The sequence below is a fragment of the Salinicola acroporae genome (genome assembly GCF_003206615.1).
Lineage (GTDB): Bacteria > Pseudomonadota > Gammaproteobacteria > Pseudomonadales > Halomonadaceae > Salinicola > Salinicola acroporae.
Window position 1 is genome coordinate 1 of record NZ_PZJW01000004.1, and the last position, 20398, is coordinate 20398.

The 20398-nt window shown below is 65.3% G+C and carries 19 protein-coding genes; 6 read left to right on the forward strand and 13 right to left on the reverse strand.

Features of this window, described 5'->3' with window-relative positions; all coding sequences use genetic code 11:
• Positions 1–387: 387 nt before the first annotated feature.
• Positions 388–1785 carry an aminotransferase-like domain-containing protein gene (locus DOM54_RS05465; protein ID WP_110715384.1) on the reverse strand — a complete coding sequence of 466 codons (1398 nt, stop codon included), beginning with the start codon at positions 1783–1785 and terminating at the stop codon, positions 388–390.
• Positions 1786–1912: 127 nt separating this feature from the next.
• Here DOM54_RS05465 and DOM54_RS05470 point away from each other — a divergent pair, with 127 nt between their 5' ends.
• Together DOM54_RS05470 and DOM54_RS05475 are read left to right on the forward strand one after the other, a co-directional pair.
• The gene (locus DOM54_RS05470) at positions 1913–2692 is read left to right on the forward strand and encodes an alanyl-tRNA editing protein (RefSeq protein ID WP_110715385.1); all 780 of its coding nucleotides are present in this window, start codon (positions 1913–1915) and stop codon (positions 2690–2692) included.
• Complete coding sequence (locus tag DOM54_RS05475) at positions 2692–3291, forward strand: LysE family translocator (protein ID WP_110715386.1); 600 nt, start codon at positions 2692–2694, stop codon at positions 3289–3291. Before DOM54_RS05470 ends, DOM54_RS05475 begins: the two co-directional genes overlap by 1 nt.
• 13 nt (positions 3292–3304) lie before the next feature.
• On the opposite strand, the gene nfsA is transcribed toward DOM54_RS05475, so the two are convergent.
• The 3 genes from nfsA to DOM54_RS05490 all read right to left on the reverse strand — a co-directional run bounded on the left by nfsA (position 3305) and on the right by DOM54_RS05490 (position 5945).
• A complete protein-coding gene (gene nfsA, locus DOM54_RS05480; protein WP_110715387.1) occupies positions 3305–4027 on the reverse strand; it encodes an oxygen-insensitive NADPH nitroreductase in 723 nt (240 codons plus the stop codon).
• 80 nt (positions 4028–4107) lie between these two features.
• Positions 4108–4656 carry a DUF924 family protein gene (locus tag DOM54_RS05485; RefSeq protein ID WP_110715388.1) on the reverse strand — a complete coding sequence of 183 codons (549 nt, stop codon included), beginning with the start codon at positions 4654–4656 and terminating at the stop codon, positions 4108–4110.
• Positions 4657–4748: 92 nt separating this feature from the next.
• Positions 4749–5945 (reverse strand): MFS transporter, encoded by a 1197-nt coding sequence (locus DOM54_RS05490; RefSeq protein ID WP_110715389.1) that lies wholly within the window; start codon positions 5943–5945, stop codon positions 4749–4751.
• Between the two features lie 212 nt (positions 5946–6157).
• On the opposite strand from DOM54_RS05490, the gene DOM54_RS05495 reads away from it, so the two are divergent.
• Together DOM54_RS05495 and DOM54_RS05500 are read left to right on the forward strand one after the other, a co-directional pair.
• Complete coding sequence (locus DOM54_RS05495) at positions 6158–6523, forward strand: RcnB family protein (protein WP_110715390.1); 366 nt, start codon at positions 6158–6160, stop codon at positions 6521–6523.
• Positions 6524–6647: 124 nt separating this feature from the next.
• Positions 6648–7595 (forward strand): LysR family transcriptional regulator, encoded by a 948-nt coding sequence (locus tag DOM54_RS05500; RefSeq protein ID WP_162619771.1) that lies wholly within the window; start codon positions 6648–6650, stop codon positions 7593–7595.
• A gap of 39 nt (positions 7596–7634) precedes the next feature.
• On the opposite strand, the gene DOM54_RS05505 is transcribed toward DOM54_RS05500, so the two are convergent.
• From DOM54_RS05505 to DOM54_RS05535, 7 genes are all read right to left on the reverse strand, one after another.
• A complete protein-coding gene (locus DOM54_RS05505; protein ID WP_206019023.1) occupies positions 7635–8840 on the reverse strand; it encodes an OprD family porin in 1206 nt (401 codons plus the stop codon).
• Between the two features lie 295 nt (positions 8841–9135).
• Positions 9136–10107 (reverse strand): alpha/beta hydrolase-fold protein, encoded by a 972-nt coding sequence (locus DOM54_RS05510; RefSeq protein WP_110715393.1) that lies wholly within the window; start codon positions 10105–10107, stop codon positions 9136–9138.
• An 83-nt stretch (positions 10108–10190) separates the two neighbouring features.
• The gene (locus DOM54_RS05515) at positions 10191–11564 is read right to left on the reverse strand and encodes a lyase family protein (protein ID WP_110715394.1); all 1374 of its coding nucleotides are present in this window, start codon (positions 11562–11564) and stop codon (positions 10191–10193) included.
• A gap of 76 nt (positions 11565–11640) precedes the next feature.
• Complete coding sequence (gene dcuC, locus DOM54_RS05520) at positions 11641–13032, reverse strand: C4-dicarboxylate transporter DcuC (RefSeq protein ID WP_110715395.1); 1392 nt, start codon at positions 13030–13032, stop codon at positions 11641–11643.
• Positions 13033–13290: 258 nt separating this feature from the next.
• Positions 13291–13719, reverse strand: a complete 429-nt coding sequence (locus tag DOM54_RS05525) for an organic hydroperoxide resistance protein (protein WP_110715396.1) — start codon at positions 13717–13719, stop codon at positions 13291–13293.
• A gap of 107 nt (positions 13720–13826) precedes the next feature.
• Positions 13827–14276 carry a MarR family winged helix-turn-helix transcriptional regulator gene (locus DOM54_RS05530; RefSeq protein WP_110715397.1) on the reverse strand — a complete coding sequence of 150 codons (450 nt, stop codon included), beginning with the start codon at positions 14274–14276 and terminating at the stop codon, positions 13827–13829.
• 42 nt (positions 14277–14318) lie between these two features.
• Complete coding sequence (locus tag DOM54_RS05535) at positions 14319–15275, reverse strand: LysR family transcriptional regulator (protein ID WP_110715833.1); 957 nt, start codon at positions 15273–15275, stop codon at positions 14319–14321.
• 173 nt (positions 15276–15448) lie between these two features.
• Between DOM54_RS05535 and DOM54_RS05540 the strand changes: the two genes are divergently transcribed.
• Positions 15449–16522, forward strand: coding sequence for an SDR family oxidoreductase (locus DOM54_RS05540; RefSeq protein WP_110715398.1), 1074 nt, complete (start codon positions 15449–15451; stop codon positions 16520–16522).
• Positions 16523–16670: 148 nt separating this feature from the next.
• Here the strand turns inward: DOM54_RS05540 and DOM54_RS05545 are convergent, their stop codons facing one another.
• Complete coding sequence (locus tag DOM54_RS05545; protein ID WP_110715399.1) at positions 16671–17510, reverse strand: inositol monophosphatase family protein; 840 nt, start codon at positions 17508–17510, stop codon at positions 16671–16673.
• Between the two features lie 83 nt (positions 17511–17593).
• Complete coding sequence (locus DOM54_RS05550; RefSeq protein ID WP_110715400.1) at positions 17594–18841, reverse strand: CynX/NimT family MFS transporter; 1248 nt, start codon at positions 18839–18841, stop codon at positions 17594–17596.
• Positions 18842–19232: 391 nt separating this feature from the next.
• Here DOM54_RS05550 and fic point away from each other — a divergent pair, with 391 nt between their 5' ends.
• On the forward strand, positions 19233–20318 hold the full coding sequence (gene fic / locus DOM54_RS05555; RefSeq protein ID WP_110715401.1) for a protein adenylyltransferase Fic: 1086 nt from the start codon (positions 19233–19235) through the stop codon (positions 20316–20318).
• The last annotated feature ends 80 nt before the right edge of the window (positions 20319–20398 follow it).

Below are 20398 nucleotides of genomic sequence, written 5' to 3' on the forward strand. Positions count from 1 at the left end.
GATATCGAAGGTGTCGAGGAGATCGTTGAGCATATTATTGCCCCGCTGGTCGGCCCTGAATCTGCATGGGCCAGCATAGCGTGTTGCTCGCAGGATGTTTGTAAGAGATCAGCCATGAATGGCTAGGGATTATCGATATTCAACGAGTCTCGAGCGGGCACTTAACTCATGAAATATCCCGCTGTCGAAGTGTCTTTGGCGTCATGCCGGTGCCGCGCTTGAAGAAGTGGGTGAAGTCGGTGAGCTAGGAGAACCCCGTCGCTCGCTGACCTGGGCGATGCGGTGCTGGGTGTCGGTGAGCTGGCGTTTGGCTTCGAGCAGCAGCCGGGCAGTACGGTTGCTGGGGCCGCGAAGCCGCTAAAGCTGAACCAGGCTGCGGTCAGTGTTTCAAACCGTCTGCCACAGCATCGGATCCGGATCGCCCAACGTCGCGGCGATGACCTGCAGGGCGTGCTCCAGGGCTTCGCGGCTCTCGGCGGCGCTGATGCAGACACGAATCGCCTGGGGGGCGCTGACGCTACCGAGGCAGAAGCTTTCCGCCGTGCTGACGTTGACCCCTTGCGCCTGGAGCTGGCCCACCACATGGCTGGTGCGCAACTCGCCCGGGAGTGCCAGCCACAGATAGAAACCGCCGCGATGCCCGCGTGGAGAGAACTCGCCCAGCCTCTCCATTGCGCGGTCGAAGCGCCACTCGAGCTCTTCGCGCTGCCACTGCAATAGTGAATCGGCGTCGCCGCTCTCGATCCAGCGGCAGACCAGCGAGGCCATCAATGGCGGCGGCATCCAGCTCTGCGCCCGCAGCGCTGCCGTCAATCGCCCGTGTAGCACCGGTGGCGCGCGCATGGCGCCGACGCGCAGGCCGCCGCCGAGCAGCTTGGCCACCGAGAACAGCGTGACCGTGCACTCGGGGGCCAATCGATAGAGCGGTGTCACCGGTTCGTCATCGAGCTGGGGATGGATGTCATCCTCGATCAGCCAGAACTGTCGCTCCCGGGCCAGGGCGACCAGCGCGTGGCGCTGTGCCTCGCTCAGCCTCGCGGTGGTGGGGTTGTGGCAGTCCGGCATGACATAGAGCGCGCGGAACGGCTGCTGTTCGAAAGCACGCGCCAGCGCATCGATGTCGATCCCTGCCTCGTCGTGGGCGATCGCCACGCTCTTCAGCGACAGCTGCTGCAATCCGCTGATCAGGCCCGGATAGGTCAGCCGTTCCGCCGCCAGACGCTCACCGGGGGAGAGCAGGGCGCTGAGACTGAGGAAGATGCCGTGCATGCCGCCCTGGTTGATCACCAGCTCGTCCGCGGGAACCGGGCGTCCGAGTGTGGTCAGCCAGCCGGCGATGACTTCCCGCTGCCAGGTCAGGCCCGCTTCCGGCTGATAATCGATGGCCGCCCGCAACAGTTCGGGGTCGTGCTGGATCGACTGCATCGCCCGCGCCAGCGATGCCTCGCGCTGCGGGTGGGGGGGCGGCAGCGACAAACTGAGATCGACGATGCCGCTGTCCGGCGCGGCGCGACGGACATGATCGAAAGCCGGATGGGGTGCTCCGGCGCCGCGCACGTAGGTACCGCTGCCGACCCGTGCAGTGACGACACCGCGCTGTTCGGCGAGGGCGTAGGCGCGAGTCACGGTACCGACGGTGACGCCGAGGGCATCCGCCAGGCGTCGTTGCGGTGGCAGCTTGGCGCCCGCCACCAGTTCGCCGCTGGCGGTGGCGTTGGCGATGGCATCGGCCAGTTCGCGGTAGCGCGGGCCTTGCCCGGGTAGAGCAGGAATCCAAATTGTCATGGTGACAAAAATCGAGTTGACCGGAAGATTAGGCGGTTTATGCTCGAATTGTTCGGTCTTTTGGCCGCAAAGTCAACAAATTGTACCCATTCAATTTTTGAGGAACGACCTCCTCGAGAGGTGTCCGATGTCTACCGCACTGACGTTTCGCGAACTCCCTTACGCCCGCGAGAGCCTGGCGACCGTGTTGGCAACGACAGGGGCAATTGGCGAGGGTGGTGTGGTGGCGAACAGCGTGGTCATTACGGATGCGACGCTGTTCTATCCCCATGGCGGCGGCCAGCCGGGGGACCAGGGCGTGTTCATCACCGCCGACGGCCGCACGCTGAAGGTGCTCGATACGCGCAAGGGCGACAACGGGCAGGTCCATCATCTGCTCGATCCGGCCCACGGGCTGGAGGCGGGGCAGAGTGTCACCCAGCAGATCGACTGGGAGCGGCGCTATGCCCACATGCGCATGCATACCGCGCTGCATCTGCTCTCCGTCATCGTCCCTCACGGGGTCACCGGCGGCAGCATCGGTGCCGAGCGTGGCCGACTCGACTTCGATCTGGGCGAGGCCAGCTTCGACAAGGATGAGCTGAGCGAGCGGCTCAACGCCCTGATCGCCGCCGACTATCCGGTCACCAGCGAGTGGATCAGCGAAGCCGAGCTCGACGCGCATCCCGAGCTCGTCAAGACGATGTCGGTGACACCACCGCGGGGCGCCGGGAAAATTCGCATGGTGCGCATCGGCGACGTCGACTATCAGCCCTGTGGCGGCACCCACGTCGCCTCGACTGCGGAGATCGGCCCGATTCAGGTCGCCAGTATCAAGAATCGCGGCGCGCGCAACCGCCGCTTCACGCTGACCTGGGCCGGGCCGGCGATGCCGGCGCCATGCACCGCCGTCGGGGGGAGCCGGTGATGTCACTGACCTGGTGGTTCTCGGTAGCGCTGTTTTCGATCTCGATGACCGGTACGCCTGGCCCCAACAACGTGATGCTGACGGCCTCCGGCGCGCTCTACGGCTATCGCCGCACGCTACCGCACATCTTCGGTATCATGGCCGGCTGCTTCGTGCTGTTTATGGCGGTGGCGCTGGGGCTCGGCGTGCTGTTCGAGCGTTTCCCAGTGATCCAGCAAGGGCTCAGGATCGTCGGCGCCGTTTATCTGCTCTATCTGGCGTGGAAGATCGCCAAGGCACCACCGCCGAACCTGGCGGCCAGGGAGGGCGCCAAGCCGCTGACGGCCTGGCAGGCGGCGGTATTCCAGTTCGTCAATCCCAAGGCCTGGGTGATGGGCATTGCGCTGATTGCCGGCTTCATGCCCGCCGACGGCCCGTTGCTCGCCAATGCGCTGGTGTTGTCGGCGTTCATGGAGATCGTCGGTTTTTTCTGTATCTCGTGCTGGGCCGGGTTTGGCATGGCGCTCGGCCGGCTGCTGAAGACGCCGCGAGCCTGGCGGATCTTCAATGGCGCGATGGGGCTCGCCACGGCAGCCTGCGTGGGGTTCATCGTGACGTGAGGTCTGCTCGGGATTAGCGCGTCGCCCAGCCCTGGCTGTGCAGGTAGTCCAGAATGAACGGTCGGGTTTCCTTGATGATCATCCGCTGGATCATCGCGCTCCAGGTCTCGGTGCGCTGCTGGCTGTCGCGCTGCTGATAGTAGCGCGTGATCTGATCGTCGTAATCGGCCAGCACGGCCGGGTCGATCTTCCGGTAGCGGTTCTCGTGGACCAGCATCGCCTGGGGCAGGCGAGGTTTGAGATCGGGTTCGGCATCCGGCCAGCCGACGCAGAAGCCGAACAGCGGCAGCACGAACTTCGGCAGCTCCAGTAGCTCGGTCACGCTGGCGATGTTGTTGCGCAGCCCGCCGATGAACACCCCGCCCATGCCCAGTGACTCCGCCGCGATCATGGCGTTCTGGGCCATCAACGCCGTATCCACGCAGCCCACCAGCAGTTGCTCGGCGCGACCCAGTTGTGCTTCCGGGCAGATCTGCTGGTGGCGGTTGAAGTCGGCGCAGAACACCCAGAACTCTGCCGCCTGCGCGACCCACTGCTGGCCGCCGGTCAGTTCCACCAGCTCTTCTCTCATCGCGGTATCGGTGATGCGCACGATGGACGAGCACTGCAGGAAGCTGGAAGTCGAGGCGGAGTGCGCGGCGGCGATGATCGCCTCACGCTGGTCATCGCTGATCGACTGGTCGGTGAAGGCGCGAATCGAGCGATGGCTGCGCAACAGGTCGATGGTCGGCGTCATGGATTGGCTCCGGATGAGTGTCAGGGCCGCATGATCGCGCGTTTGCAGTCCGAAAATAAAGTTCGCCTGCTTATTTTCTGCTAGAAGGCCGACCCCGGCTGGCGCAGGAACGCGACCTCCTCCGGCGTCGACTCCCGCCCCAGAATGGCATTGCGATGCGGATAACGGCCGAAGCGCTCGATGATCTCGCGGTGACGGTGCTCGTAGTCGAGCTGCGTCTCCATGCCGGGAACGTCGAACAGCGCGACCGCACGGGCATGGATCGCCAGCGACTCGCTGTGCATGAACGGCATGTAGGCGAAGATGCGCTGCGCGACGGGCAGCTCGGCATCCTCCCCGCGGGCGATCAACTCCTGGGCCAGCGCCAGGGCCAGCGGGTCCTGGGCGAAGGCGCCCGGGGTGTCGCGATGAACGTTGCGCGAGAACTGGTCCTGCACGATGATCTCCGCCAGTCGGCCGGCCGGCGTCTCGCGCCACTGCCAGCATTCGCAATGCGCGGCGGCGGCCAGAGTGTCGCCGAAGCGCTCGGCGATGGTGCGGTCGAGATCGGCGTCCTTGCGGAACCACTCCTTGGGGGTCAGCGTCTCGAACCAGAAGTCGAGAACCTGGTGCGGCGTGGCGATGGTCATGAAGTCGGTCTCCGGGCCGGCGGATGGTGGCATCGAGTCCGGCAGCTTATCGCACTGCGGCCCGGGGCAATAACCGGTGGGCAGCGCGAAGGTCAGGCTGGCACCAGCGACCGGTCGCGCCGACGGATCTGCCAGGCGAAGCCGAAGCCGACCGGCAGCACGGCGACGGCGGCGAGCGCCAGGGTCGGCGTGGTGCCGGACAGCGCGATGATCCCGCCGCCGACGGCGGTACCCAGCGACTGCCCGGTGAAGAAGGCGGTGGCGAACAGCGATACCGCCGCGCCACGCCGCTCCGGCGCCATCTGGGTGGCGGTGGTCTGCAGCGTGTTGTGGAGCATGTAGAAGCCCAGCCCGAACAGGTAGCAGCCAATGACGCCGACGCCGGGCGTCGGTTTCAGGCAGATGGCGGCCAGCGCGATCGCGATCAGCACGCAGCCCAACTGGCACAGCCCGCTCTCGCCGAGTTTCGGCACCAGCCGCCGCGCCAGCAGGGCGAAGCTCAAGCCCCCGAGGGCGAACACCGCCAGGATCAATCCGGCCTCGGTCAGCGGCAGCCCCCCGACGACATGCAGGTGACTGGCGACGAAGGCGAAACCGCAGAATACCGCGGCGCCTTCGCAGAACACCGCGACCAGCACCACCCTCGGCCAGGACTTCTGCAACACGTAGCGCAGGCTCACGCCGAGCGACTCCGGCTTGCGCCCCTGGGGCCGCTCGTGACGCCCTGCGCGGTACCACAGCAGTCCGCTGGCGGCGGCGAACAGCAAGGTGTAGACCAGAAACGGCCACTGCCACCAATCCTGTTCCGCGGCCAGCCCGCCGAACGTCTGGCCGCAGGCGAGTCCGCAGATCTGGCCGATCAGAAAACGCGCCAGCACCGCCTGGCGCTGCTCGTAGGGCACGTTGTCGCCGATCCACGCCATTGCCAGCGGAATGACCGCCGCGCACCCCACTCCCGCCAGCATGCGCGCCGCGATCAGCGTCGCCAGCGTCCCCGATAGCGCACAGAGCAGGCTGGCCACGGCGGCGAGCAGCGAGAACAGCGAGATCACGCGCAGCTTGCCGTAGCGATCACCGCTGGGGCCCAGCACCAGTTGCAGGCAGCCATAGACGATGGCGAAGGCGGTGATGGCCCAGGAGGCGGCGCTCAGGGTGGTGGTGTAGACCTCGGCGAGGCGCGGCAGCATCGGATCGAGGATTCGCTGGGTGGCGGAGGCGCAGAAGGCGGTCATCGCCAGCAGAACGATGGTGGGCCAGGGCGTGGGCGCTACGGAGGTGGTCGCTGACACGGGCGGCAAGTCCGGGTGAAGGGTGGAAGGATGGGATTCTGCGATATTAGCATGCTAAGTGAGATCCGCCGCAGTTTGCACGCCGGCTTTCCCCAATGGCGCCGCTGGCGCCAGGGCGATCAGCCAGAATGCACAATTCGTGAACACTGTTTTCTTATTGAGGTTTCATGCTGGACCCATCTCGTCATCGACGGCAATGATAGGAGATTTCCATGAAACATCGCGTCGTCACCATCGGCGTCCTGATCGCCGCGCTGGGCACCGCCGGAATCGCCCAGGCCGATCCGGGTCATGGCCATGGAAAAGGGCATGGCCCTCAAGGCAAAGGCCCTCACGGCCACGATCATCACGATCGACATACCAGGGGCCATGACGGCTACCGGGACCATCGCGGCTGGCACGAGGGCGGCCATCTCGCCGATCGTTACTACCGCGACGACCGCTACTGGGTACGCGACTGGCATGCGCGGCATCTGCGGGAACCGCCACGGGGACATCGCTGGTTGAACATCGACGGCGATTACGTACTTGCCGCGGTCGCCACTGGCGTGATCACGGCGATCATTCTCAACCATTGATCCCGGCTGCCGCCCCGTTGCGGCCGCCTGATGCGTCGTCACTGGCTTTGACCAAAGCGGCAGTGTCTCTGTCCGGGCTTCTGGTAGGCTCGTCGATCCGATGGCCTGGCAAAGTCGACTTCCCATGAATCTCAAGGCGCTCCGGCTGTTCCGATTGACCGTGCTGCATGGCTCGCTGTCGGCGGCGGCGCAGGCGGCCAACCTGAGCCAGCCCGCCGCCAGCCGGCTGATCGCCTCGCTGGAGGCGGAGCTCAAGCTGACGCTGTTCGAGCGTACCCACCAGAAGCTGTTGCTGACCCTGGAAGGGGAGCGCTTCTATCGAGAGGCCGAGCATATCCTCAACGGGGTCGAGGAGATTCCCACCATTGCCGGCGAGATCCGCCAGCAGACGGTCGAGGCGTTGCGCATCATCACCTCCGCACCCATCGGCGCCACGCTGCTGCCGGCGGCGATTGCCGAACTGCGCGAGCGTTGCCGCGGGCTCAACTGCAAGATCGATATCGGCAGCCGGTTCGATGTCGAGCGCCAGGTTGGGTCGCGGCGCTACAACGTCGGCCTGCTGTCGCTGCCGGTGGAGAACGTCATCGTCGAGCTGGCGGTGGAGCCTCTGCTGCAGGCGACCACCCAGGTGCTGATGCCGGCCGACCATCCGCTGGCGGCGCTCGAACGGATACCGGTCGAGGCGCTGGTCGATTCGCCTTTCGTCACCCTCAAGCCGCAACAGATCTGGCGCCAACGACTGGATCGGCTGTTCGACGGGGTCGGGCGCAAGCCCCGGATCGCGCTGGAGGTCGGCTCGACGCAACTGGTGCCGCGCTTCGTCGAGGCCGGCTTCGGGTTGGGGCTGCTCGATCTGGCTTGTTGCGGCGCCGCCGTCGGATCGGGCGCAGGAACGGCCGGCACGGTGATGCGGCCGATCACGCCTGCCACCGAGCTGACCTACGCCTGCATCCTGCCGCCGGCGGGGCAGCGCCCCATCGCGCGGCGCTTCATCGAGACCTTGCGCGAGACGCTCGAGGTGCGCGGCCGACAGGACCGCGCGTTTGGTGATGGTGTCACCCTGCTCTCCTGAGGCGGGCAAGACGGCTTGGCGGTGACGGGGTTGACCGCGTCAGAGCTTCAGGGTATAGCCGAGCAGGATGCGGTTCTCGTTGGCGTCGCGGGTGAAGTTGGCGCGGCGTGAGGCGTTGCGCCAGCGCAGCGACAGCCCCTCGAGCATGCCCCCCTGGACGATGTACTCGATGTCGACATCCCGCTCCCACTCCCTCGCCTCGCCGTCGAAATCGCGGACGCTGGCCTGGTCGCCGGTCGCATACCGGAGCATGAAGGTCAGCCCGGGCAGGCCGAGATCGCTGAAGTCGTAGTCGTAGCGGGCGTGCCAGACCCGTTCGCCGGTCTCGGTGAAGTTGCTGATCTGGTACTGGGAGAACAGGTAGACGTTGGTACCGCTCAGATAGGTGAACGGGGTATCGCCAAACTGGGACTGGTAGCCGCCACTCCAGGTATGTGCGCCCAGCCGATAGCGCAGCCGCGTGCTGACGGCGCGGTTGTCCACCTTGCCGGCCTCGGCGGCGCCCTGTTCACTGGCGTCGAAATAGCGGATGTCGGCGCCCAGCCGACCCGAACCCAGACCGATGCCGTCGCTCAGCCCCACATAGTGCTGGCGATAGATGTCCTCCAGCTGCGCGTAGTGATAGCCGAGGCGGGCGCGCTTGCCGAGATGGTACTCCCCGCCGATGAACTGGAAGCGGTTACTGGAGGCCCTGCCGTAGGCGCCGCTCTTGCGGTTCAGCGCCATCGGTTCGTGCTCGGTCTCGTCGCGCTGTCGGGTGCGGTTGAGCTGGCCTGCCGTCAGCTCCAGGCCCTCGATGTCGGTGGAGGTGATCTGGGTGCCGAGGAACGACTGCGTGAACAGCCGACTGGCATTGGGGCGCAGCGACGGCAGGCGCGGCTCGAGATAGCCGTAACGCAATACGCTGTCGCCGGCGCGGATCTTGGCGGTGGCGCCGAACTTGGTGTAGTCGTCCTCGGCATGGTCATCGTCATCGATCTTCAGCAGGCCGGTGCCGGCCCGCGACGGGCTCGAATCGAGCTTTACGCCCAGCATGCTGATGGTGTCGACGCCGAACCCGATCGGGCCCTCGGTGAAGCCGGAGTCGGCCCGGAACAGAAAGCCCTGGGCCCACTCCTCGCGCTTGTTGTTGTCCTGGTCGCCCTCGAGATAGTCGCGGGTGATGAAGTAGTTCTTGAGCTCCAGCGAGGCGGTGCTGTCCGCCAGGAAATCGGCCTGGGCCGGAGCGGCGAGGGCCAGTGCCAAAGTCCAGGTGCCCGCGAAAGTCGCTATCGATAAAGGCGTCGCTATTGCTGAAAGTGTCTTTATCGGCGTCTTTATTGACAGCGGCCGGCGCGCGCGTGCAAGTCGAGATTGCCGGGTCGTGCTGCGGTGGCGTGGCGTATTCATGCTGAACTCCTGTTCGTTTTTCGTGTTGTGGGGAGCGTCTGGCGCGGCCGCTCGCGGCTCGACGCTGGCCATCGAGCGGACGCAGGTTCCCTGTCCCGCCCGCCGAGCGAACGAGGGGCAGTGATCGGAAAAAGTGTGGTGAGGGCTAGCGCTAGCGTTGGGGTTGGCTGTCCGGGGGTGTCTCCGGGGTCACGACATCGAAGGCACCATCGCGCTCGAAGGCGGCGAACTGCTTGGCGGCGAAGGGCGCGATGCCAGCGTTGTCGTGGCCGACGCCGGGTACGGTCTGGAACGCCCAGTGGAAGTCGAAGCCGTAGCGGTTGGCCTTCTGCTCGGCGGTCTTGTAGTAGACCCAGGCGCGCTCGACCCGATTGTTGCCCTGGGCCATCGCCTGGTAGCTGCGACGCAGATACTTGTGCCAGGGATCGGTGTCCTTGGCGCCGACCGTCACCAGCAGGTCGAGGCCGGCGAGCTGGCGCTGGGCATCACGATCGACCGCGACCGGCGCATCCTTGAGTCCGTAGGGCCACTCGTTGTCGGTGTCGGGCAGTGTCCACCAGCCGGCTGCCGAGCAGATCGCCGCCTGGATTCGCGACTGCGGCACGAAGGTCAGCATGCGGTGGACGAACTGACAGCCGGCACTGTGGCCGAACAGGTAGTAGCGTTGGCGCTCGGTCTGGCCGGACTGTTCGAGATCGCTGAAGAGCTCGTCGATGACGGTGTAGGACCACGCCTCGGGTGGATTGGGCTGGCCATCTTTCGCGACCAGGTTGCCCAGGTTGTAGCCGGCGACGCCGGGATAGTCCTGCTTGGAGAAGCGCGGCACCACGATGGTGAAGCCGTATTCGTCGGCGGCCTCGATCCAGGCGTCGCGGTAGTCCTCGGCGTTGCGCTTGAGGCCGGTCAGCACGAACACGATCGGCGTCTCGGCATCGGCCCCCTCGGGCACGTAGCTGGCCACCTCGATCCGGCGCTGGCTCTCCGGCAGGGTGAAGGTCGATTCATGGCTGCCCGTGGCCAGGGGTGGGGAGGTCTGGGGCGTCTGCGACTGTGCCAGCGGCGACAGGGCGAGGCCGCCCAGCGCGAGCAGGAGGCTGAGATAGCGTCTTGGTAGGGTTGGCATGATCCTTCCTCTTTTTTCTTGTCGGTTCGGCGTTGTGCCACCGATGCGCCTGGCATCGATGGGGTGGTTCTCACTCCGTGCTGTCAGCGCAACGACGCGGGGACTTCCCTACGCTCCCGGTTCAGGCGTGCGGCGAGGTCGCGGGCGGAGACGGCCATCGTCAGCGCGATCTGGCGGCTCTGGCCGGTGTAGTGCTCGGGACTCAGGGCACGTTCGAGCGCGTCCCGGTCGCCATAGTGGCGGCGCACGGTGTCGTCCTCGAACAGCGCCCCGGCAAAGGTGTGCGCTCCGTCGCGACTGGCGACGATGGCGTCATGGACGAGATCGTGGGCGCGCTGGCGGCCGATCTCCTTGCTCAGTTCTAGCATGATGTGTTCGGACATCAGCGGTGCGGCGTTCGCCATCAGGATCTCGCGCATCCGCTCGGGGTGGGGGACCAGCCGGGTCAGCAGCGTGCGCTGGGTGGCGGCAACGCGATAGGCGAGCGCACCGGCCTGGTCGAGCAGCTTGTAGAGGCGGAAGTTGCACGCCGCATCGCCTTCGTGGGAGGGGCGCGCGGTCTCCAGCGCCGGTGCCACCAGGCTGCGCAGCTCGCCGGCCTCGGCCAGCAGGTTGACGGCATACTTGGGGTTGAACTTGTGCGGCATGGTGCTGCTGCCGACCACCTCCTCGCCCTGGTTTTCGCTGACCTCCTCGAATTCGTTGGCCATCAGCGTGTAGAGCTCCTGGCCCAGGCGCTCGCAGCCGGCGGCATAGAGGCCCAGCGTGGTGACGTAATCGACCAGGCCGTCGACGGCGGCGCGGGAGTGAACCCGCGATACGCCGAGGCCGAGCCGGGCGGCCAGCGCCTGGGCCAGTGCCTGCCCCTCGTCGCCGTAGCTGTGCATGGCGCCGCTGGCGCCGCCGAAGGTGAGCACGAAGGCGCGGGACTCGACCGCCTCCAGCCGCTCGACGTTGCGCTCCAGCTCCTCGATCCAGCCGGCGACCTTGTAGCCGAAGGTGATCGGCAGGGCGTGGCGGCGGTTGGTGCGCGAGACGCAGGGCCATTCGGCGCCGCGCTCGGCGAGATCCGCCAGGCACTCGAGCTGGGCGGCGAGCTGTGCCTTGAGCCAGCGGTGCGAGCGTGCGAGCTGCAGCATCTTGCCGCTGAGGATGATGTTCTGGGTCGTGGCGCCGAGGTGGACATAGCCGCCGGCGTCGCCGTCGCAGCGCGCGGCCAGCGCCCTCACCAGCGACATCACCGGCGACATCGTGCGTTCGATATCGGCGGCCAGCGCCTCGCGGTCGAGCTGGTCGAGGGTCGCGCAACGTGCGATCTCCGCGGCAGCAGCAGCGGGGATCATGCCCCGCTCGGCCTGGGTCAGGGCCAGCGCACGCTCGACCTCCAGCCACGCCTGCCAGGTGGCGTCGCGGGAAAAGAGGTGGTCGGTCGAATCGGGAAGCTGATCAGTATTCATGGTCGGTTCTCGCCCAAGGTGTGCGGAGTCGGTCGACGTCGCAGGTTCAGACCATCGGTTCGCGGAAGATCGCGGCTCATTTCACACCGACGAACAGTGCGGTATAGACGAACAGCACTACCAGGCCGCCGATCAGCGGAATCGCGGTGCGCTTGACGATATCGATGGGCGAGCAGCCGGCGGCCTCGCTGACCGCGATGATCACGCCCGACACCGGCGACAGCGAGCGCGCGATCCCGGCGGTGAACTGCAGCGGCAGCAGCAGTGCCACCGGGCCGGCGGCCGTGGCGGCGGCGACGTTGGGGGCCAGGCCGGCGAAGGAGAAGAACGCCGCGTTGCCGGAGCCGGTGAGAATCGCGGTCACCGCGACCAGCAGACAGGTGACCAGGGTCATGCCGAACAGGCCGAACCCCGCACCCTGGGCGGCGCCGATCATGAAGTCGATGGCGCCGATGGCGGTGAGCCCGGCGGCGAAGAACTCGGCACAGATGATCAGCGAGATGATCGAGGAGAACATCTGGCCCATGCCCTGGAAGAAGGTCATGAAGCCCTTGAACACTGCCTGCAGCTCGCGACGCTTGCGCACCATCTCGCAGAACAGGCCCAGCACCGCGCCGATGATCATCGCCGTCACCACGCCGATCTCGATCTGATGGATCAGCAGCTTGCTGAAGACCAGGATCAGCGTCAGCGGCAGGATCGGCAGCAGCGCGTAGAAGCCGGGCACGCGCTGGGGCTGCGTCTCGCCATCGGCGACGGCATGGGCGGTGGGGTCGGGATCGACCACGTGGCCGCTGCGGCGATCGAAGTACTTGGCGCTGAAATAGGTCAGCACGCAGATCACCGGCACGATGAACAGCGACGCCGGAATCTGGTACTGGGCGAAGTAGATCGCCACGTCCATGTTGGCGGTATGCGCCGCCAGGTTGGCGGTGCCGGAGGCCGGACCCAGGTCGAGCACCGAGGTCATGCCGATCATCGCGGCGGCGGAGGCCTTGCTGACGCCGAGGCGCACCAGCGTCGGGTAGAGCGTGACCAGCAGCAGCATGGCCAGCCCCGCCGCGCTGGGGATGAAGATATTGAGCACCTGGCCCACCGCGTAGCCGAGTGCCAGCACCAGGTAGGGTGCACGCATCCGGGCCAGCGGCCGGGTGCCGATATTGACCATCGCCTGGGTGGCGCCGATATGGTCCATGTACTTGGCGAAGCCGCCAGCGGCCATGATGATCAGCCCCAGCCCGGCCAGGCGGTAGGACATGATCTGGTGGATGAACTCGAAGATATCGAAGCCGGCCCAGCCGCTGGTCTGGGTCTCCTTGAACAGGATCGACTGGGCGGGGAAGAACAGCGCCGTGGCGACGAACAGGGCCAGGCCGGCCAGCAGCAGCACGGTCTGCGGTTGGTATTTCTTGATGACCAGCGTGCCGGCGAAAGCCGTTACCGCCATGGCGATGAGAAACGCGACCATGATCGAATCCCTTGGTGGTTGGAGTCGACACGGTAGTCAGCGTCGGCGGTGCGAGACTATTGCGTTGTCGCTATGCCCGCATCGCGTTTTTGCATGATTCTTCAAGTTATTGATTTAATTTGTTTTTCAAGATGGTCACGAAGTGGTGACGGTGGCCGCTACGACCAAAGCACGACGCCCCGCCCCCTTGGTCAAGGGGGCGGGGCGCAGGGATGTGAACACTGGTGTGAGGCCAGCATTGCCGCTGCCGACGCCGGCTCAGACCTCGACGTTGAGCGTCACGTCGATATTGCCGCGGGTGGCGTTGGAGTAGGGGCAGACCTGATGCGCCTTCTCGACCAGCGCTTCGGCCTGCTCGCGCTCCATGCCCGGAAGCTTCACCGTCAGCGTGGCTTCGATGCCGAAGCCGTCACCCTTGGGACCGATGCCGACTTCACCCTGAATCCGGGTGTCTTCGGGCAGCCTGGCCTTCTCTTTCGAGGCGACCAGCTTGAGCGCGCCGATGAAGCACGCGGAGTAGCCAGCCGCGAACAGCTGCTCGGGGTTGGTGCCGTCGCCGCCGGCGCCGCCCAGCTCCTTGGGTGTCGACAGTTTGAGGTCGATGGCACCGTCGGCGGCGGTGGCACGGCCGTCGCGGCCGCCAGTGACGGTGGCTTCGGCGCGGTAGAGGACTTTATCGAGTGACATGGAACTTCTCCTTCGGGTTAAAGATCGCTAACAATTGAATCGTGCGCGATCTATTTGGGTAAAGGCGATATTGGGTATATCTCGCTGCTGTCTATCGCGTCACAACCTTACTGGCTGTCGAGTCGCTGGCGCAGCCCGTGCAGGGCATCGCGCAGTTCGGCGGCCTCTTCGGGCGTACACTGACCCGCGCAGCCGACGGCCTGGGGGACGGCCTTGGCCCGCTCCCGCAGCGAACGGCCCTGCTCGGTCAAGGCGATCTCCACCTGGCGTTCGTCCTGACGCGAGCGCTGACGAGTGACCAGGCCGGCCGCTGCCAGGCGCTTCAGCAGTGGCGTCAGCGTCGCCGAATCCAGGTAGAGGTGTTCGCCGATCTCCGACACTGTCTGACGATCCCGCTGCCATAGCACCAGCATGGTCAGATACTGGGGGTAGGTCAGGTCGAGCTCGCGCAGCAGGCTGCGGTAGAGCTTGTTCATCGCCAGTTGGGTCGAATAGAGCGCAAAGCAGAGCTGCGATTCGAGGGCCAGGGCGTTGTCGGTGTCATCGGGTGTCGTCATGCGAGCAATATAGATAGTGCACGATTCAATCGCTAATTAGCTTTATCTATGGTCGTTCGAGAGGCCGCCTATGCGTTCACGCCACTGATCCCAGGCCGGCTGTGGCGCCAGCGATTCCTGCAGATAGTCGAGAAAGGCACGCACCTTTCGCGTGCGCAGGCGGCGCTCGGTGGTCAGAACGTGAATATCGCGGCGACCCGGCATCACCTCGCCGCGCCACGCCTCCAGCAGTGGCACCAGCTCGCCCTGCGAGAGCGCATCGCCGATCAGCCAGGTGGGAAACAGCACCAGCCCCTGGCCCAGCAGCGCGGCGCGCAGCAGGCTTTCGGCATCGTTGCTGTAGAGGTTGCCGCTGACCTCGTGGGGCGTCGAACCGCTCTGGTCCGGCGTCTGGAAATACCAGCGCTGGCGGCCCATCTCGCCCTGGTAGAGCAGGCAGTTGTGATCGCTCAGCGACTCCGGGGTCCGGGGCGCCCCGTGCACCTCGAGATAGCTCGGTGCCGCGGCCACCACGTAGTTCATCGGTGCCAGGCGGCGTGCCACCAGCGAGGAGTCGGCCAGGTCGCCGACACGAAAGGTGATGTCCTGGCCTTCTCTTACCGGGTCGATGACCTGGTCACTCAGCTGCAGCTCGGCGGTGATACCGCCGTGGCGGCGCTGGAAGGTATGCAGCAGCGGCACGATCTGGCGCTGGCCGAAGGCGACGGGGGCGTTGATGCGCAGCACGCCGCTGGGCTCGGCGTCGGGGTAGGCCAGCGCCTCCGTGGCGAGATCCAGCCGTTCCAGAATCTCGCGAATCTCCTCGTAGTATCGCCAGCCCGCTTCGGTGAGCGCGACGGCACGGGTGTGCCGGTAGAGCAGCGGCTGGCCGAGCGCCTCTTCCAAACCGCGAATCTGACGCGAGACCGAGGAGACCGCGCGATGAAAATGCCGGGCGGCGGCGGTGAAGCTGCCGCTGGCGGCAACGCGCTCGAAGACGCGCAGGGCGTTGAGATCCAGCGCGTTGAGATTCATCGCCTGACGCGTTTTCGGCCTGTTTGTCATCGAGTTGCGCCTCATGCAATAAAGATTTGCGATGCTTTCGATTGTAGCAACGATCGGGCGATACCAGACTGTGCTCATCGATCCGGCGCGATGCCGGATCTCCCTGACTCGAAAGGAGGTCATCGACCATGCGTAAAGGGACTGCACTCGTCGTCGGCGCGACCGGCATCACCGGCGGCAATCTGGCCAGCCATCTTGTCGCCAGCGGCTGGACCGTCTACGGCCTGTCACGTCGTGCCACCGAGCAGAGCGGCGTGATTCCTGTCGCCGCCGACCTGCTGGACAAGGCCGCTGCCGAGCAGGCGTTGGCCGGCCTACCGATCAGCCACGTCTTCTACTGCACCTGGATTCGCCGCGACAACGAGAAGGCCAATGTCGAGGCCAATAGCCAGATGATGCGCAACCTGTTCGAGGCGCTCGACAGCGACAAGCTGGATCACGCCTCGCTGGTGACGGGGACCAAGCAGTATCTGGGCTCGTTCGAAGCCTACGGCAGCGGGCGGATCGAGACGCCGTTTCGTGAATCCGAGCCGCGGGTGCCGGGAGAGAACTTCTATTATGCGCTGGAAGACGTGCTGTTCGAAGCCGCCGAGCGTCACGGCTTCGCCTGGAACGTGCATCGCCCGCATACGGTGATCGGCTATGCCCGCGGCAATGCCATGAACATGGGCACGACGCTGGCGGTCTACGCCTCGATCTGCCGCGAGACCGGGCGACCCTTCGTCTTCCCTGGCTCCCAGACGCAGTGGAACGCGCTCACCGACATGACCGATGCACTGGTACTGGCACGCCAGATGGAGTGGGCGGCGACCACGCCGGGCGCGGCCAATCAGGCGTTCAATACCGTGAACGGTGACGTATTCCGCTGGCGCCGGATGTGGCGCGAGATTGGTGAGTACTTTGGTCTCGAAGTGCACGGGCCCGAAGCCTCGGACGACCCGGCGTCAATGCAGCCGTTGGAAACGCAGATGGCCGGTGCCGAATCGACCTGGCGCGAGATTGCCGAGAAGCACGATCTGGTCGAGCCGGACGTCGCCAAGCTGGCCTCCTGGTGGCACACCGATGCCGATCTCGGCCGCGATCAGGAGTGCGTCAATGACACCACCAAGTCTCGCGACTTCGGCTTCGATCACTTCCGCGAAACGCGAGCGGCGTTTTTCGATCTGTTCGCCCGCCTGCGTGCGGAGAAGATCATTCCTTGACCGATCCGGGTGATCGTTTTTTGATCGATTGCACGCCTCTGTCGACGTAAGCCTTCATCGATGGCAGGTCGTTATCGACGACAGAAGAGAACCGGCGCCTTCTCGGCGCCGGTTTTCGTCGTCATGGCGGGTCAGAAGACACCGGTCTTCAGACCAGGAACGCGAACTTCTCGCGCAACTGCTCCCAATGCCCCCGCGAACTGGCCGCCAGCACCGTGCCCTGGTGAATCGTCGGCTGGTAGGGCGTGCCATCGAGCAGTGCCGAATAACCGCCGGCCTCGGCGTGAATCATCAGCCCTGCGGCGTGATCCCACGGCATCAGCTTGCCGGTGAGCATGAAGTCGACGAAGCCGAACGCCATGGTGCGGTACTCGTGGCAGGCACAGCCAAACGCCATCATGCGCTGGAAGTCGGGGAAGGTCGCTGCCAGCTGATACTGCTGCGGCTTGGCGAACAACCGGATCGAGGTCGAGCCGACCATCTCGTCGAACTGGTCGGTATCCGAGACCTGCAGCCGGCGCTGGGTGCCGTCGGGGCGGCCGAACCAGGCACCCTCGCCGTGGCGGGCGACGATCCAGTCATCCGCCATGGGGTCGTAGAGCAGCCCGAAGATCGTCTCGCCGAAGCTGGTGGCGGCCAGGATCACCCCGAACTGGTTGAGCCCGCGGGCGAAGTTCCAGGTGCCATCGACCGGATCGATGATCAGCGCCAGCTCGGCGCCGGCGATATCGTCGAGATTGGCGCTGCCATCGGCCACCGCCTCCTCGCCGATCACCGTCACCTCCGGCAGCAGCTCGCGAATCGCCGCCGTCATCATCCGCTCTGCCCCCTGGTCGGCATCGGTGACCAGATCGTCCGGCGCGCTCTTCGAGCGGATCGCGTCTTCGGAGAGGTTGCGAAAACGCGGCAGGATCTCGGTCTTGGCGGCGTCGCGCACGATCTCGATCAACTGCTGCTGTTGCTCGAGGCTGATGGCTCTGGCTGGCATGCGAATCTCCTGGGTCGTGGGTCTCGTTCCTAGGGTAACCGATTCCGCCGTCCGGGTTCGTCGGCGTGTGCCGCGTTGCGCCGTCAGTCCACACCCTGGGTCGAGGCCACCTGGCGATGGCGACCGGCGCCCAGTGCCATGACCAGCGCGCCCAGCGCAATCGCGCTCACCAGGATGCCCACCACGTTCCAGCCGCCGCCCCAGTCGTGCAGCACGCCGACCAGCAACGGCCCCATTGCCGCCAGGGTATAGCCGATGCCCTGGGCCATCGCCGAGAGGCTGGCCGCGGTGGTGGCGTCCGGCGCGCGCAGCGCCAATAGGGTCAACGCCATGCTGAAGGTGCCGCCCTGGCCCAGCCCCAGGATCACGATCCACAGCCATATGCTTGCGATCGGCGCATAGAGACAGCCCAGCAACCCGACCAGGGTCAGCGCCATCACCCCGACCAGTACCGCCCGCTGATCGCGCATGCGGCTGCCGATCCACGGCGCCAGGATCGCCGTGATCACCTGCAGCAGGATCGACACCGACAGCGCCAGCCCCGCGGTGACCGCCGTCAGCCCGCGATCCTGCAGGATCGTCGGCAGCCAGCCGAACACGATGTACGCCAGCGACGACTGCAGCCCCATGAACAGCGATACCTGCCACGCCAGCGGGTCGTGACGCAGGCGCGCACCGAGTCGGACGGGCACGCGAACGGGCTTGGTGCCCTTGAGCTGCGGCAGCCAACACAGGGCGGCGATCACCGCCGGTAGCAGCCAGAACGCCAGCGCACCTTGCCAAGGACCGTGTGAAGCGCCGTGTGACGCGTCTTGCCACAGCCGGCCCAACGCCTGACGCAGCGGCTCGGTGGTACCCGCGGCAGCGGAAGCGCCGAGATTGAGCGCCACGGTGTAGAGGCCGGTCATGATGCTGACGCGGCGGGGGAAGTCCCGCTTGACGATGCCCGGCAGCAACACCCCGATGATGCCGATGCAGCTCCCGGCCACCGCCGTACCCAGGAACAGACCCGCCGTGCCGACCGTTGTAACAACATAGGGCCGCGCCAGCAGCGCCAATGCCAACACCACAAGCGCGGCAAACACGCTGCGTTCCGGCCCGATCCGACGCACCAGCCGTGGCGCCAGCGGCGCCGCCAGACCCAGGAACAGCACCGGCAGGGTGGTCAGAATGCCCTGCCAGCTGGGGGAAAGCGCCAACGCCTCGGCAATGCTGCCGAGCACCGGCGACACGCTGGTCAGCGCCGGACGAAGGTTGAGCGCCACCAGCAGCAGCGCGACGAGAGTCAGCACGCTCGGGCGGGGCATCGCGGAAGTCGACAAGAGAACCATCCTTGGAAATCGAAAGATATTGCTGCACGGCGGCAAGCCAGGGGAGCAAGGGTAGCCGATCGCGGTCAATATCGGGGCGGTTCTACGCCAATGGTCGAGGGTGGTAGTGGTTTTAGCTGCAAGGCGGGCGGTTGGACGCCGGCCGCCATATCAGAAGGTTTGAACTAGGCACTCCAGGCCGAGCAATAGGTATAGAAAGTCGACTTTTCTATACCGGTGGCGCCAGTCATGTCGAAATTTCGGCGTTTTCTCTATACGACGCGCAGACGTGTCGATAGCATCGACATGACCGCTGCGTCATGTCGATTTTTTTAGTACCACGAACATGACCTGTCGGGTGAGTCGATAACATCGACACGAGCCAACTTGAATATGTCTCGAGAACTCCCACATGCCCTGGCAGCCCGACACGCCGTTCAATGACATTCCACGCTTGCCGCCAGAAGTCGGCGATATCGAGACTAGGGCCATCCTCAAAACCTGTATCGAAGCGCGCGCGGCGCTAGCCGAACTGAAACAAGCCGGCGAGCTGCTGCCGGACCAGGGGCTATTGATCAATCTGCTCCCGATGCTAGAGGCGCAGGACAGCTCCGAAATCGAGAACATCGTCACCACGACCGACAAACTATTCCAGTTTGCCGAAGAGGATACTCTCGCCGACCCGGCCACTAGGGAAGCGTTGCGTTATCGGACGGCGCTCCACGACGGCGTCCGCCAGATCCGATCCCGCCCGCTGACCGTCGGCACGGCAGAAATTATTTGCACGACGCTCAAGGGCATCGAGATGAGCGTACGCAAGGTGCCGGGCACCACGCTCAGCAATCAGCGCACCGGCGAAGTCATCTATACACCTCCCGTCGGCGAGCCGCTGCTGCGTGAGCTGCTGGGGAACTGGGAGCAGTTTCTCCATGCCGAGGATGATCTTGACCCACTGATCAAAATGACAATTGCGCACTATCAGTTCGAGGCGATTCATCCGTTCCTGGACGGCAACGGCCGCACCGGGCGCATTCTCAATATTCTGTTTCTCATCGAACGCAATCTGCTGACGCTGCCCAGCCTCTATCTGAGCCGCTATATCGTTCGCTACAAAGTCGACTACTACCGCCTGCTGCTGGCCGTTTCCGCGCACGACGACTGGGAACCGTGGATTCTGTTCATGCTGAAGGCGGTCGAACAGACGTCACGCTGGACGACGGCAAAGATCGCCGCGATTCGGCGTCTGATGGACGAGACGCGCGACCATATTCAGCAGGCGCTACCCAAGCTCTACAGTCACGAGCTGGTACAGCTGATCTTCGAGCAGCCGTATTGCCGCATCGGCAACCTCGTCGAGCGGGACATCGCCAAGCGTCAGACGGCGTCTGTCTATCTCAAGCAGCTGGTGGAAGTCGGTGTGTTGGAAACGCGGCAGGTGGGGAAAGAGAAGCTCTTTATCAACGCGCCGCTGATGGCCCTGATGCGGGATGACATGTAACGATCGTTACGAGGGCGGTGTCGATGCCGATAGCGAAGTCCTGTAATTGAAAATCGAGGGGAGAGTGGTGAGGGTGGTGT

Coding starts and splice junctions, on each gene's coding strand:
- DOM54_RS05465 (WP_110715384.1), bottom strand. CDS start 1,785: ATGACAATTTGGATTCCTGCTCTACCCGGGCAAGGCCCGCGCTACCGC.
- DOM54_RS05470 (WP_110715385.1), top strand. CDS start 1,913: ATGTCTACCGCACTGACGTTTCGCGAACTCCCTTACGCCCGCGAGAGC.
- DOM54_RS05475 (WP_110715386.1), top strand. CDS start 2,692: ATGTCACTGACCTGGTGGTTCTCGGTAGCGCTGTTTTCGATCTCGATG.
- nfsA (WP_110715387.1), bottom strand. CDS start 4,027: ATGACGCCGACCATCGACCTGTTGCGCAGCCATCGCTCGATTCGCGCC.
- DOM54_RS05485 (WP_110715388.1), bottom strand. CDS start 4,656: ATGACCATCGCCACGCCGCACCAGGTTCTCGACTTCTGGTTCGAGACG.
- DOM54_RS05495 (WP_110715390.1), top strand. CDS start 6,158: ATGAAACATCGCGTCGTCACCATCGGCGTCCTGATCGCCGCGCTGGGC.
- DOM54_RS05500 (WP_162619771.1), top strand. CDS start 6,648: ATGAATCTCAAGGCGCTCCGGCTGTTCCGATTGACCGTGCTGCATGGC.
- DOM54_RS05510 (WP_110715393.1), bottom strand. CDS start 10,107: ATGCCAACCCTACCAAGACGCTATCTCAGCCTCCTGCTCGCGCTGGGC.
- DOM54_RS05515 (WP_110715394.1), bottom strand. CDS start 11,564: ATGAATACTGATCAGCTTCCCGATTCGACCGACCACCTCTTTTCCCGC.
- dcuC (WP_110715395.1), bottom strand. CDS start 13,032: ATGGTCGCGTTTCTCATCGCCATGGCGGTAACGGCTTTCGCCGGCACG.
- DOM54_RS05525 (WP_110715396.1), bottom strand. CDS start 13,719: ATGTCACTCGATAAAGTCCTCTACCGCGCCGAAGCCACCGTCACTGGC.
- DOM54_RS05530 (WP_110715397.1), bottom strand. CDS start 14,276: ATGACGACACCCGATGACACCGACAACGCCCTGGCCCTCGAATCGCAG.
- DOM54_RS05540 (WP_110715398.1), top strand. CDS start 15,449: ATGCGTAAAGGGACTGCACTCGTCGTCGGCGCGACCGGCATCACCGGC.
- DOM54_RS05545 (WP_110715399.1), bottom strand. CDS start 17,510: ATGCCAGCCAGAGCCATCAGCCTCGAGCAACAGCAGCAGTTGATCGAG.
- DOM54_RS05550 (WP_110715400.1), bottom strand. CDS start 18,841: ATGGTTCTCTTGTCGACTTCCGCGATGCCCCGCCCGAGCGTGCTGACT.
- fic (WP_110715401.1), top strand. CDS start 19,233: ATGCCCTGGCAGCCCGACACGCCGTTCAATGACATTCCACGCTTGCCG.